The organism is Kordiimonas lacus (assembly GCF_001550055.1).
Taxonomy (GTDB): Bacteria; Pseudomonadota; Alphaproteobacteria; order Sphingomonadales; family Kordiimonadaceae; genus Kordiimonas; species Kordiimonas lacus.
In genome coordinates this window covers 252226-266313 of the sequence record NZ_LRUA01000003.1, presented here as the reverse complement: position 1 = coordinate 266313, position 14088 = coordinate 252226, and the positions used below count along the sequence as shown (strand labels likewise).

Sequence of the window (14088 nt, the reverse complement as noted above, 5' to 3'; positions counted from 1 at the left end):
GCAAAGCTATAGCCTTGCATTGACCCACTCAATTGCCTTTAAGTTCCTAATGAACTGGCCAAGGGTATGGGGGAGTTAATGACAAACGCTGGTCTGATGCAAACGTCAGTAGACTTGGATGGGCTATTGGAGGTTCTCGGCAAAAATTTGTATTCAACGCCGTCGGTAGCGTTGCGCGAATTAATTCAGAACGCTTCCGATGCATGCGAAAGACACCGGATCGAATCCGGTGCCGTCAGAGAGTATAGAATTGATATACGCTGTGATGCTGCGGCAAATCAGCTGGTGATCCAGGATAACGGGTCTGGCCTCGCGAGAGGCGAGGTCGAGTCATTTCTGGCAACTATCGGGTCTGGCTACAGCCGGTTGCTGCGCCAGCAGACCCAATCGGAAGATATTATCGGCTATTTTGGCTTGGGCTTTCTCAGTGCTTATGTGGTGTCGCACAAGGTTGAGGTCCTGACCACATCCTACCAGACCCCCGACCAGAGCTGGAAATTCTCCAGTGCCAAGGGGAAAACCTACTCCGTCAGCCCGGCGTCCCGTCAGCCCGAGGGAACCACTGTCATCCTCTCTCTTGATGATGAATTTACCAGCTTGGCGGATCATGCCGTGATCACCAGCCTCATAAAGCGCTACTGTTGTCTTCTGCCCATTCCCATTCATCTGAACGATTCCCCTGCGCCAGTGAATGACCTGACCGCGCCCTGGCTGCTGGAAGGAGAGGTGCCCCTAGTGCGTCGGCGCCGGGCTGAACTAGCGTTCGCGCAGACGTTTGAAAATGCCTTTGAGCCAATAGCCTGTATTGCGATCCCGGAAGACAACGATCTTGGCCTTGCCGGATTGATATGGATCCAGGACGGTGGGACCTATGGCACATCTGACAATCGTAATATCTCCATCTTCATTCGAAACATGTTCATCACCCGCGAAGACAGAGACCTTCTGCCCCGCTGGGCCGGGTTTTGCGGCGCCCTTCTTGAATCGGCGCAGTTCAAACCCACGGCAAGCCGGGAAAGCCTTCAGCGGAATGCCTATTATGACGCTGTTGCCAGCTATGTGCGGGAGGTGCTTGCCTCTGGCCTCCGGCGCATTGTCCTGGAAGAGCCCGAAACATGGCGCCGCATTCAGGCACGGCACAATGATGCACTGCTCGGGGCAGCAATTTCTGACGACCGCCTATTCGAAACCACCTATCGTAGCCTCAAGGTTCCAACAACGGAAGGTGATTTGACAGTTCAGCAGATAATGTCAAAAGGCGATGGAGCCATTTATATCAAGCCGGGTGAAAAATCCGGCCACGATGCATTGCTTTTCAGGGTGAGGGGGAACCCCCTGGTCAAGGGATACCTGTATGGCGCAACGGCCTTCTGCAAGAAATACAGCGACATCCACAATATCAAGCTGCTTGAGCTGGGATCGCGACAATCCCAGGGCGATGTATTCCCCACCGTGCCGCCCGCGGAGGCAGCCTGCCTGAACCCAGTGCGGCATCTTTTCGAATCCGACAAGCACGATGTCGTTTTCACACGCTTTGAGCCCAGCTTCATCCCACTTGTCATTATGGAAGACGCGGATGTCGTTACCAAGAACAGGATCGAATCTGATCAGGCAGACAAGCGGATCAGTTCGGCTGTGCTTGGCCTTGCCAGACTGCATACCAGTGCCACAGCCAGCACAAAAGAGCGGACGGTTTTTCTAAATCTTGAGAATGGCATATTGCAGCAACTGCCAGATCTTGACGAAACGCTGCAGGACTCTGTCGGCCAGATGCTGGGCAGTCTGATGGAGCTGCTTTGCCTGGACACCGGCCAGGCTGACACCGGGCTGGATCAGCTCTTCAAGCGGTTCGACACCGCCTTGTCTGCACTTTTGCCTTCGTGAAGGATTAGGGAATGGATATTTGGGGTTGGATCTATGACCGCGTAGAGGACCTGCGCGACCAGGGCGAAGACAATCTCGCTGACAAGGTTTTCGAGATTTCATCCTATGCGTTGGATGACGAGGTTGAGAAAGTTGACCAGCTGCTGGCCGAGGTGCTGCCCAGGGTAAGGTCTCTGGGGGACAGCTGGCTGGAGGTCTATTTCAGGCACTGGCGCCTGCAGTCTCATGTCCTGCGCCACTATGATGCCAAGGGCATGCTGCCAGAAGCTGTCTCCCTTCTTGACTTTTCACATCAGGAAGAAACCATTAAGTGCCCGCAGCGTGTCTGCGCGGTTCAGGACCTTGCGGCTTGTTACGGTATCAAGGATGGTCCGGGATATGTGGACGAGCGCGTGTCCGTTGCCCGTGAAACGCTCGATCAGATTGACGGTTCATGGCCATGCTATCAGTGTATCGCAACCGAGCTATTGGCAGCCTTGGTTGATGGCCAGCGCACGGATGAAGCGGTCGAGGAAATACATAAAATTCAGGCCGAGATCACCAAGGCAGGTAAACAGTCTGATTGTGAATTGCAAATGGGGCAGGCCAGGACCTGGATTGCAGCCAACGATCTGGACAAGGCCTGGGCAATCATCGAGACCGCATATTCGCCCAGTTATGGCAAAAGTTTTGAGCGCAAAATCCGGTTGATTAAAACTCATATCCATTGCTTGAAGGGGGAATGGGGCAAGGCTCGGGATCTTTGCCTGAGCTATGACGAAGCCAGTATTGCCTCAAGCTATTTTGATGACTGGACAACAGTCATGAGCCTTTTTGTCGCCAACGGCGTGACGGAAAATTCAGAAACCCTGCGCTTTCAATATCACGCCATGGCAGTCACGCTTATGGAACGGGAAGCAAACCGTGTCGCCTTCTATGTTCTGGATCGCCTGCTGGAGCTTTGCATCGCCGCAAAAGCGAAGTTCAGGGCACAGTCCGCTCTCGATATGATGCAGCAAGTCATGACGCGGCTGAACAAGGACATGGGTGCTTCTGAAGCCTGCCGCCAGAGAATAGAACAGGTTGATGGATTGGGGATGGTTGAGACACTGACTGAGCTCCCGTCCGTTGAGGCCTTGCTGGATCATGAATTCCCAGACGTTGACACCTGTTATGCCGCCTTCAAGGCCGCCAGGGAAACATGGCCGCAGGAACCAGAAATTGTGGTCAAGATCAGCGAAATATATAGAAACAATTTCATGCAGGACCAGGCCTTTCAGCTGGTGGAGGCAGCCTATGAAACCTTGCCTAGCAGCGGACTTCTTGAACATGAATATGGCTCGCTGTTTCTTGCCCGGCATGGCTTCGAACGTTACCGCAAGATGTTCCCGCTCAATGAAGTGGCGGGACTGACCGATGGTGCATTCTGGAACCGGGGGTTTCTGCATTTTAACGGGTTGCCAGAGGACAAGCCCCGGGAACGGTTGGCGATTCTGGAGGAAATAGAGGTCCACTGGCCTGATGACCCGTATCTGGTTCAGAAAATTGCCGAATGCCTGGTGAAAAGCCGCGACCTGGATAAGGCGCTGGATCGGTTTCGACAGCTCGTTGCCCTGGACCCTGATACCCCGGCCCACCGATGGGATATGTTGGTTGCAGCCACCATGGCGGAAGATCTGGGTACTATTCGTGAGATGTCAGAAGCGTTGGATATTCCCGTTGGTTCAGACGGGCTTTTTGCTCCGGATGCCCGCCCGACAATCAGGTTGAAAGTTGACCTTCCAAGTGGTCATGGCGAGATCCTTCATGCCCAGAGAACCGGGCCGGTACTAGCCAAAGTGACCTCGATTTCCAGCTTTGAGGAAGACTTCCAGTTTTTTGACCATGAGATGGTTTTTGACCCCGCGCCGCTTAATCGGCTGAACCTGGAGGATGACGACGGAAACGCTTGTGATGCCGAAGGCAATTACACACTGCTGTTTCCGGCAGTGGAAACGCTCGAAGCGCCGCGATATCAGGTTTTCCCTGTCGAAGGGTTCAGTCCGGAAGCGGACGACTTGGAACAGCTTGTTGGTCAGATCGCAAGCGCGGGACATGTCTTTAACCGCCGAAGTGGCGATCATTACAAGCTTAATTGGAAAGAGGCAGACAAGGAGCAGCCTGTCCCCGCGATCTATTTCTATATTCTCGCAAAGGAAGGAGCTGATCTGATTAAGCTTGCCGACATTCTTGCTCAGTTTTCCAGCCGCCTGAACCGACCGCTGATATGGCCGCACCTGTTGCAGGCAGTCGGTGACGAAAAGGGATATAAGGCGCATATGGCCATTGCGGAACAGTATGACCTAGATGTCTGAACCATAGGCCGCGACAGACCGCGCCCTCGCCGCCCTCTGACATCCTCCCCCGTTAAGGGCCACTTAAAGTTTCTCCGTTAGGCTTTTATTCAGGCCCTTTTGGGCTGCGGGCGAGGCACGGAGTTGCGGTTTGATCAAAGCATATTGGTTCATATGTCTGGCAGTGGCAGGCGTGCTTCAGCTGGCGCCCGCTCGGGCACAGGACACTCCGGTTCCGCTGCCCACCGACCCATCCGTGCTGACGCCGGCGGGCGCGAGAAATAAGCCCACCGTCCTGTGGTACGGCGGCGATTATCCGCCCACCTTCATCGCGAGCGGCGAGATGAAAGGCCAGGGCTACGGCGACCGCATGCTGGACGATATCATCCGCCACACCCCCGCTTACCGCCATGTGTTTGTGCGTTCCACCTTCAACCGGGGCCTTTCAGCCCTGAAGGACCGCGACAATGCCTGTATTTTCGGGGTATTAAAGACGCCGGAGCGCGAGGCCTTCATTCGCTATTCCGAGCCGCTGTCGTCCACGCTGCCGAACCGGGTGGTGGTGCGCCGCGACCGGGCCGCCATCATGAAGCCGTTCCTGAATGAAGCGGGCGAAGTGGTGCTTGAAAAGCTGCTTGCAAGCCCCGACCTGATGGTCGGCCTTGTGACAGACCGCTTCTACAGCCCGCAGATCAACGCCGGGCTGAAGACCCACAAAAGCCGCCTGCCCCATGTGGAAATGCCGGAGCCGCGCTATGGCAGGCTGCTGGCGCGGGGGCGCATAGATTATACCTTCGGTTTTCCTTATGAAGCCGCCTTCAAATTCCGCGAGCTGGGCGACCCGAACGGTTTCATCACCTTCCCCCTGGCGGGTGAGGTGCGGCTTATGGATTCCCACATCGGTTGCGCGGACAAGCCACTTGGCCGCCAGATCATTGCCGACATCAACCGCGCGGCATCTGAGGCAGGCGCCCCGGAAACCTTCCGCCGCTACTTCGAACAATGGCTGGATGCAGCCGCTCGCGCTGACTACCGCAGGGCCCTGCGCGAGCGAGACGCCCGGCCTGGCGATCAGGACTGAACATTTGTTGAAAACGCCTATTGCGCGAAAATCCGTATTCCGATACCCGTTAAGGTTAGATTAACCCGGCATGGCTAGGGTGCATCCTGCTCGAGACGGAACTTATTGACGGATTTTTTAATGCGCTTTATCCAAATGGCTGTTGTGGCGATTGCGATAGCTTCACTCTTTTACATCCAACCGGCTATGGCCGGGCCCGGCAGGGACGGTGAAAAGCCAACCATTTACTGGCATTTTGACCATAACCCACCGGTGTTTATCCGCCGTGGGCCGGACACGGGCGCCGGCGTGGGTGACTGCATCCTGAAGTATATCGAAAACCGCCTGCCTGATTACCATCACGTGGAAGTGGAAGCGGTTCTGAACCGGTCGATCCAGGAAATGGTGTCGCGCGGCGATGTCTGCATCGCGGGCGTGTTCAAAACCGCAGAGCGCCAAAACCTCATGGCCTTCACAGACCCGCTGTTTCGCCTGCTGCCGAACCGGCTGATTGCATTGCGCGAGCATGAGCAAACAGTGCACAGCTTTATGGACGAGGGCGGCGCGGTTGACCTGCCCACCTTCGTGCGCGAAAGCGGCCTGATGCTGGGCGTCACCAAAGACCGCGCCTACAGCCCTGCCATCAATGGCTTGGTTGACGATGTGTCGGACGAGATCGCCATGGTGCGCGTGCCGCACCCGGGCTTTGCCAAACTGATGGCGCGCGGCCGGTTCGATTACACGTTCGGGTTTCCGTTTGAAGCGGCCTACCAGTTCGCGAAGCTGGGGCAGGGTGACGGCTATCTGTCGTTTCCCATCAAGGGCGAAGCGAAGGTGATGGAAGGCCATTTCGGCTGCTCGGACACGCCGTTCGGCCATGAGGTCGTAGCCCGCGTCAACGCCATCGCCCGCGACGACCAGACCACCCATGTGTTCGACCAGATTTTCAGCCCCTGGCTGGACCTGCGCACCAACCACAACCAGGAACAGGCTGGCGTGAAGGGCGATTAGCCCTCATTCATGATACAGCACGCTGGCGGGCCTCAGGCGCAGCACGCGGCGCACATGGCCCATCAGCATCAGCGCGGCGACCAACAACACAGCAATGAGTGCCAGGGCGTAGGCTCCATATGGCAGCGGAGCCTGATCGCGAAAATTGGTGATCCATTGGCTCATCAACCACCAGATCGGCGCCAAGGCAAGCAGCCCGCCAATCGCCACGGGCAGCAGCATTTTCCTCAGGAACAGGCGACTGATATCGCGCTTACCGGCGCCCAGAACGCGCCTGAGCGCAATCTCCCGCGCGCGGGTCACGGCATAGTGACTGGCAAGGCTATAAAGGGCTGCAACACACAGGACCAGACATAGGCCGGCCATCACTGCCACCACTTCGGCCAGTGTTTCCGCCTTGTTGAAAAAGGCCCGCATGGAATTGGAAAGCCAGGTGATTTGCGGGTCCTTGGCGTCCGGGAAGCGTTCCGCAATCATGGCTCTGATCGTCGCTTCAAGTTCGGCATTGTCAGTGTCTGTCACCAGCATGATATGGGCGGGGTCGCCCTCATCTGTCCGTGTCAGGTCAAATACCACCGGCTGGCGCATGCGGTAGCCGTCATCCTTGATATCGCGGACCACGGCCATGATGCGCTTCGGGTGTTGAGTTGGCTTGCCGTCTGGCCCGTCTTCGATTTCTATCAGATGCTGGTCCAGCGCGGCCTTTGGGCTGTCGAAACCGAAGGCGCCCAGGCTGCGTTCCGGCAGCGCGATGACATTTTTCTGGTCGCGCCAATCGCCCGCGCTTGCCAGTATCTCTACGCCCAGAAGGTCGAAATAATCGGGGCCCACCGGTTTGATGATCGCCTGCTTGGGCTCCTCCGCACCTTCATAGCGATAGGATGTCACCTGAATATAGTCGTGGAAGGGACCCATGTTCAGAAGCGTAGCATCTTTCACGCCGGGCAGGGTCTTGAGGTCCTCGAAAAAACTGCCGACAAACAGCGCGCGCTGGGATTTGTCTTCCAGGTAGCGGACCATCATCACGCCGTCGGTTTTGATGCCGCGTTCCATGGTCAGCAGGTGTTGGAACTGATAGTAAATCTGGCCGCCTGCCAGAAGGCTGCCCACCAGCGCCAGCGCCTGCACTGCAAGAAGTATGCTTTTCAGCCGCGCGCCACTGCCGGTGACGGTCGCCTGCGAGGCATGGAGTAGCGATTGTGGTGTGATGCGGCTGATGCGGCTTACGATATAAAGTGCGGCGGCCAGGCCCACGGTCAGCGCTGCCAGGCTGCACAGCAGCATCAGTGGCAATCGTTCGCCGATCATCACAGGAATGTCGGCATTCATATAAGACCCGGCGAATGGCGCCAGATCTGCCGCCAGCAAAATGCCAAGGCCGTACGCAACCAGGGTCAGCCCACAGGCCTCCAGCAGGAAAGACGCCATTAGGTGTCCGCGCGAAGCACCGCTGATACGCCGGATCGCCACCTCGCGGCTGCGCAACAGGGTGATGCCGGTGATCAGATGCACGAAGTTGAACCCCGCCGCCAGGAGCAGCACGGTTGCCATCACCAGTAGGATTTTCACCATGTTCTTGTCTACATTCTGTCGCATGATGGTGAAGGCGTCGCCATGCATGCGTGACCCTTTCACGGCTTCGATCGACAGGTGATCGCTCATGGTGCCACGGGGTGGTGACAGGGCCGAAATGTCAGAACGGATGCGCGCGTCAAGCGCCGCTGTGTCCACGCCCTCCGCCAGCCGGATATAGGTGAATACATCTACGCCAAAGTCCCAGAATTTTTCGCCCAGTGCCATGCGGGCTTCGTTCCAGGGCAGAAGCATCTTGAGGGCAAGCTGGCTGTTCGGGGGGATGTCGCGCGCAACGGCGGCCACCTTGTAAGCAAAGTTTTCTTCACCGAATGTCAGCGTCACGGTCTGGCCGATCGGGTCACCTGCGAAGAGCCGCTCTGCCTCGCTTTCCATCAGGACAAGGCTGTCGGGGCTGGCAAGCGCGGTGTGAAGGTCGCCGCGCACCATTGGCAGCGGGATAAGGTCTGGAAAGCCGGCGTCCACAAACATGGCTTTTACGGGAAAGTCGTTGTCTTCGATGCGTGCTGTGCTGTCTTTTGCGAACAGGCGGGTGGTAGCCAGTACTTCCGGTACATTATCCTTGATCAGTGCTGCGTGCTCGATCCGGGTTTCGGACGTGTTACCGAAAATGCCTTTCTGGCCGTTCATCAGCCACTGGTTGTTCACACGGTAGAGCGTGTCCACATTCTTGATCCAATAGTCAGACCGTGCACCGTCATAAATATAGAAAACAGCAAGCAGGCCCACAGCAAAGGCGCAGGCCAGGCCGAGTACGGCCACCAGCACACCCATGATATGCCGCCGCCACAGGCGCATCGACGCCTTGAAAAAGCTGAATGATTTTTTCACCGGATACTCCCCCAATCCTGTCCCCAGCACACAAACCTTAGTGATACGGGTTCATTTTGCAATAGCGAAAATACAACCGGTGGCGGCAGGCGGTGTTGCCGATCCTTCTCGACTTTTGCGGCGTTTTATGATACCTAGAATGGCATAATAACAACCCTGTTTCGGTTGCCATCCACGCGTGTGACTTCGCTGATGTGGCATGGGGCAACTGGCCGTGGGGGCGGGTTTGTAGGGTGAGTATGGCGAGGCGCCTTTCAGGGGTCTCAATGTCTCAGTCAGTTCCGTTTTGCCGGGTGCCGGCACCTGCCAGACAATACATGTAATGCGTTCACCAATCCGCTGACCAATGCGTTGGGCGGCTGCCCCGTATGGGTGGCCTATTCATGATATTTGACCAGGAGCTGAACAATGACCCCGCCTGATGAACAAGCAACCGGTGCCGCAGCTGCCGCGCCAACCCAAGTCTGGAAGAAAGCTTACGGCAACCCCTGGCTGATTGCCGGCAAACTGGCGCCTGTGGTGGGCACGGTGGCCGAGCCGCTGTTCGAGGTGGTCAAGGCTGCCTCAACCGGCGTGACCGCCATTTCGGGCGACGCGGCGGCCCTGAAGGCCAAGCTGGAGGCCACCATTGGCAGCGAGCTGACCGACAAGGCCGAGCAGGAACTGGCCAAGCCGCTGGCGGAAATCCAGAATATCACTGGCCTCTTCAAACCCGTGCGCGTGGTGGCGGAAGGCAGCGCGGCAGAGCGCACCATCGACTGGAACGTGGGCGACTTTTCCAAACAGCTGCCCGGCACCGTCAAGCTGGCCACTTTCGCGCTGGACCTCAGCGCCTCAGGCAGCATGGCCTTTGTGGTGGACCCCACCGACACGGCAGCGCCCGACAGTATCCCCGGTACCAGCTTCCACCTGACGGCAGAAGGCCGCATCGGCGTGGGCGCGGAGGCGCAGGCCAGCTTCTCTGTCCTCTCGCTTGGGGCATCGGCCAAGTTTTCCTACATGGAATCGGTGGACTTCGGCTTCAAGGTGGACGCCGCCAATGACGCCGCCGTGCCCATGCTGCTGGCCATGACCGCGGGGCTGACGCAGGTTGGCTTCGACGTAACGGATTTTGAGGCCACGCGCAGCGCCATTGGGGTTTCAGATGGTTATGTGGCGCTGGAAAACATCACGCTGAAGCGCGGCACGGATATGTCCGCGGGCGGCAATATCGCCGCCACCATCCCCTTCAAGGTGGGCAGTATCAAGTTCGGTATAAGCGCCAGCCTGGTGAACGGCAAGCATGTCACCATGGGGGTCAGCCGCGAGGGCGCATCGCTGATCGTGGACCTGAATTCGAATGAGAGTAATGTCAAGACCGCGGGCTTCACCTTCGGCCTGTCGGTGGGCATCGCCGCCCTCGGCCAAGGCGTGCTGACCGAGATCCGCACAGCGCTGGGCGACGTGGGCAAGGGGCTTGATGAGGTCGAGGGCGTTATCAACAAGGGTCTCGCCCTTGAGGACAAGCTCAACACCCTGTTGCCCGGCCAGTATATTGAAAAAACAGTCCTCGCCAAACTGGCGGCGGACACGGATTTCAACACGCTTCTGGGCAAACTGTTGGGCAAGCCAGCAGGCTGGACGGTCACCGATATTGGCGATGACCTGGGTACCTTCATTGGGGACAAGGCCGATGATGTGCTGGGCCTGTTCAAGAACTCGGCCCTTGCCCAGAACACGGGCCTGACGGACCTCGCAGAAGAGATCAAGGCAGAGCTGGTGGAGCGTGTCGGCACCGGTATCAATGATCAGCTTTCGAAGGTGGATGACGCGGTCACCGGGGCGCAGCAACAGCTGGTGTCTGACGTGACCGAAAAACTCAACAGCCTGGACGCGGCTGTGCAGAAGGAAATCGCCAAGCTGCTGCACCTGAAGGACATCAATAATTTTGCCGCCAAGGTGCTGGGTGTGATTGAAGACATTCGCGGCCAGTTGAAGAAGGTGACAGATTATATCTCGGACGACTCGTCTGAACTGCTGGCGGTCTCGATTGCCCGTCAGACAGAGAATAAGTCGCTGATTACCGGGCTTGGCAAATTCCAGTTCAGCCCGACGGCCGCTGACGGCACTGATACGCTCGCGGGCGCGCAGACACAGTATAACGCGCTGCTGGCCAAGCCGCACCGCACCGTGCGCGGCTGGCTTGACCCCACGGTTGCCAGCCTGCCTGCGGGCGTGACTTTCCTTGAAGGGTCCCTCAAGGGCATCTGGCAAACCACCCGCACCGGCACGGCGGCGGTTGGCTTCCTGGGCATGGATTTCGCCAGTTCGATCACCGCCCAGTCGGGCGTCAGCGTGGTACGCCTGCCGTCCGGCATTCAGCTGGTGGCCACGGCAGACATCAAACGGGTGAAGAAAAGCTGGTGGGGCAGCCGCACGTTCGATATCAGCGCGGCGTCCACCTATGCTCTGGACCGCGCGGCGAATGAGAACACAGACGGTATGAAGTTCACGCTGACCTCCAAGGACGGCGGTGATCCGGACAAGGGCGAGATAACGGCCGCCGACATGCAGAAATATCTGACACGTCTGGTGGGTATCAAGCTGGTGCCAATGGACCGGGCGCAGAAAATGATCGATTACGGCAAGGCCAATGGTCCGGGCGAGGAATTCACCGTGCTGCTGTCATTCGATGAAGCCAGCGCCGATGCCTTCTGCACTGCCATGATCAGCAACTATTCCACGGCCGTGAATTGCGCGGCACAAGCCCTTCTGGCCAACCACACCTACCTGCGGGCCTATATGGGGCAGCTGTTCGGCAGTGACTGGGAAACCACCCTCACGGACGAGCAGCAGGTGACCAAGTTCCTGAAGGTCGGATTCTTCCAGATCAAGGATATGGCGGCTGACATCAGTGCCAGCCAGGCGGCGGCCTCACAGGTTCGGGAATCTTTCCTGATCCTGCAGGACATGCCCGCCAAGCTGGCGACAGCCTTCAGTGCGCTGGGCAAGATCGTGTCTACCAAAGGCCTGACACAGGCCCAGATCGAAGGCCTTGTGGCGCAATATACCAAAGGCCTGAAGCCCTGGAACAACCCAAGCTATGGCGGTAAATATGTCGCCAGCGACGTGACGGTGTCTTTCTTCGACGCACTCATCCGCTTCGCCGCTGCCGCCCCCAATGTGGAGCTACCGGTGTCGGTACTGAAATACCGCCAGCAGGCAGACGGCCCGGTTCAGTTCTTCTAACGGGCAGGTCTCATAAGGCTGAACCAGTTCGATCCAAATATGAAAGGCCGGAGCAGGTTAGCGCTCCGGCCTTTCGATTCTGCTCGTCCCTGGATGGTCTTCAGCTGTCGCGCTTGGTCTCGTCTGTGCGGCCGTTGTCATAGAGGCCGCGCAGCGCGGTCACCCTGCCGTCTTCCTTGACCAGTTGCAGGCGGATGTTTTCAAGCCCGTCCAGCATGAAGGTGTCGTCCGACAGCGGCGTCAGGCGGTGCACAGGGCGGCCTTCGCGCTGATAATGCAGCACGCCGTCTTCAAGCGTCAGAGTACGCGGGCCATAGGTGCCAACATAGGATGCCAGCGTCGCCGCGTTCACACTAACCGGGTTGGCCTTGGCCTGGGCGGACTGCAGGTGCCAGCGGTAATAATCACCCTGCGGGCCTTCCCTTTCCGTCGCCAGCTTTTCAAGCGCCATCATATAGGCCTTATCGAGGGCATCGTCGGCATCGGTCTTGAAGTGCGGCTGAACGCCCGTGCCTTCCCAGTTGGTTTTGGTGATGGGGTTGATGGCCCGGCCGCTTGGTGTCCATACCAGGAAGCGGTCTGTTACCGGCTGCGGGCCACCGGGGTGGGCGCCGCCGCCTGTGACTTCACCCACAAGCGTGCCGCGCTTGAGGTTGCGCATATTGTAGCTGAACTCCTCGGCAGCTGAGAAGGTGAAGAAGCTGGTCAGCACATAAACATCCATGTCCGGCCGGCGTTTGCCTTCCACCTCGGCGTGGGTCCAGGTTTCGCTGTAGCTGTCTGTCGGGCGCCAGTAGAAGGTGTTCAGGTGCACGGGCTCGGGGCCCATCAGATAGCTCATGATCAGCTGGATCATGGCCGGTGATCCGCCGCCGTTCTTGCGCAGGTCAATGATCAGCGCATCCGCGTTCGAGACGTAATTCATGGCGGCGATGGCCGTTTCCCGCGCGCCGGCAATGCCGGGGTCATGGAAGTTGGTCAGGTTCAGGTAGGCTACATTACCGTCCAGGATTCTCACATCCCGGAAGCCGTTGTTGGTGCGGCGCAACTGGTCCAGATAGCCCTGTGGTGGGCCGTCGGCCGGGCGCTCCGTGCGGGCACGCATCTGGCCGACCTGTTCGGGGCTGAAGATGGTGCGCAGGTGGCCATCATGGCTGATGGCGCGCAGGTCGGTGGTCAGCTGTTCGGAAAACTGCATCGGGTTGGTAAAGGATGCATAGCCGCCAGACGCCAGCTTGTCGCGCAAGGCCTTGGCCATCTTTTCGGCCGTTTCCGGGAAAACATAATTGCCCAGCAGTTGGCTGGCGATGGCCTCGACCACCTCCTGTCTTTCTGCCTCAGTCATGGCGGCAGGCTGTTCCTGGGCCATGGCTGGCGCGGGCATAAGGGCCGGTGCGGCTAAAGGCGTGAGCGACAAGCTCAGCGCAAGATAGAGTGATTTCATTTGTTGGTCCCCTCCGTTTATTTTTTTGCACGGTAGGGGCGGGCGTCAGGGCTGCGCAGCACAATGCGGTGAACCGCCCGAAGTATGCGACCAACGCTGAACAACGGCTCGTTGCCCGTTCGCCTGGAAACAAAAATTACGATAATCGTAAAAATAGCTTGCACCCTAATCGGGGTTTTTGTATATTCATTGGCTGGATGTGTGGCTTCGCACTCGCCTGGCATTTCATGGGGGCGGATATTCTGGCTTGGCTCAGGCTTGCCTTCTTCCCCGATATGCCGGCACCGCCCTCTCTTTCGGGCAGTGAAACACTGGTCACGGTATTGCTGTCGATGCTCGGCCTTGGTGGTCTCCGGACGGTTGAGAAGCTGAAAGGCGTCAGCCGCGAGAAGTGGAAATAGCCTGTGCAGGGATTTGCGATATCCTCAAGCGTGGGCCCGGGTGGCCGGAATGCCAGGCCCGATGTGGCGCTGGTGCAGTTGGCGCTTCTAAAAGCGGGGCTTTTTTCAGGCACTATAGACGGTCAGTATCATGTCAGCCTGGGGAAGGTTATTGACCAGTTCTTGACGGCAAAAGGCTTGGTCCGGGGGGCTGCCCTGTCACCGGCCGGAGCGGGGTTCAAGGCCCTCGCTGCGGCGGTTCCGCCAGCCTACCAAAAAGCCAAAGCCTGGAAGCAGACGGCCTATCTTTATGTGCCGGCGAATACCGGGGTGGCTGACCCGTGG

The 14088-nt window shown here is 58.1% G+C and carries 8 protein-coding genes; 6 read left to right on the top strand and 2 right to left on the bottom strand.

The window, feature by feature from the left end:
- The first annotated feature begins 66 nt into the window (after window positions 1–66).
- The 4 genes from KORLAC_RS04630 (at window position 67) to KORLAC_RS04615 (ending at window position 6267) form a co-directional block, all read left to right on the top strand.
- The gene (locus tag KORLAC_RS04630; protein WP_082714509.1) at window positions 67–1884 is read left to right on the top strand and encodes an ATP-binding protein; all 1818 of its coding nucleotides are present in this window, start codon (window positions 67–69) and stop codon (window positions 1882–1884) included.
- Window positions 1885–1895: 11 nt separating this feature from the next.
- Window positions 1896–4217, top strand: a complete 2322-nt coding sequence (locus KORLAC_RS04625; RefSeq protein WP_068303792.1) for a tetratricopeptide repeat protein — start codon at window positions 1896–1898, stop codon at window positions 4215–4217.
- A 130-nt stretch (window positions 4218–4347) separates the two neighbouring features.
- Entirely contained in the window at window positions 4348–5277 is a 930-nt protein-coding gene (locus KORLAC_RS04620) for a TIGR02285 family protein (RefSeq protein ID WP_068303790.1), read from the top strand.
- A 120-nt stretch (window positions 5278–5397) separates the two neighbouring features.
- On the top strand, window positions 5398–6267 hold the full coding sequence (locus KORLAC_RS04615) for a hypothetical protein (protein WP_068303788.1): 870 nt from the start codon (window positions 5398–5400) through the stop codon (window positions 6265–6267).
- A 3-nt stretch (window positions 6268–6270) separates the two neighbouring features.
- Here the strand turns inward: KORLAC_RS04615 and KORLAC_RS04610 are convergent, their stop codons facing one another.
- Window positions 6271–8691, bottom strand: a complete 2421-nt coding sequence (locus tag KORLAC_RS04610; protein ID WP_068303786.1) for an FtsX-like permease family protein — start codon at window positions 8689–8691, stop codon at window positions 6271–6273.
- 408 nt (window positions 8692–9099) lie between these two features.
- Between KORLAC_RS04610 and KORLAC_RS04605 the strand changes: the two genes are divergently transcribed.
- On the top strand, window positions 9100–11919 hold the full coding sequence (locus tag KORLAC_RS04605; protein WP_068303785.1) for a hypothetical protein: 2820 nt from the start codon (window positions 9100–9102) through the stop codon (window positions 11917–11919).
- 100 nt (window positions 11920–12019) lie between these two features.
- Here KORLAC_RS04605 and KORLAC_RS04600 read toward each other — a convergent pair whose 3' ends face one another.
- On the bottom strand, window positions 12020–13363 hold the full coding sequence (locus tag KORLAC_RS04600; protein ID WP_068303782.1) for a S41 family peptidase: 1344 nt from the start codon (window positions 13361–13363) through the stop codon (window positions 12020–12022).
- On the opposite strand from KORLAC_RS04600, the gene KORLAC_RS18785 reads away from it, so the two are divergent.
- Window positions 13354–13764, top strand: coding sequence for a hypothetical protein (locus tag KORLAC_RS18785; protein WP_139167577.1), 411 nt, complete (start codon window positions 13354–13356; stop codon window positions 13762–13764). The two genes, KORLAC_RS04600 and KORLAC_RS18785, sit on opposite strands and share 10 nt — an antisense overlap.
- Window positions 13765–14088: the final 324 nt, after the last annotated feature.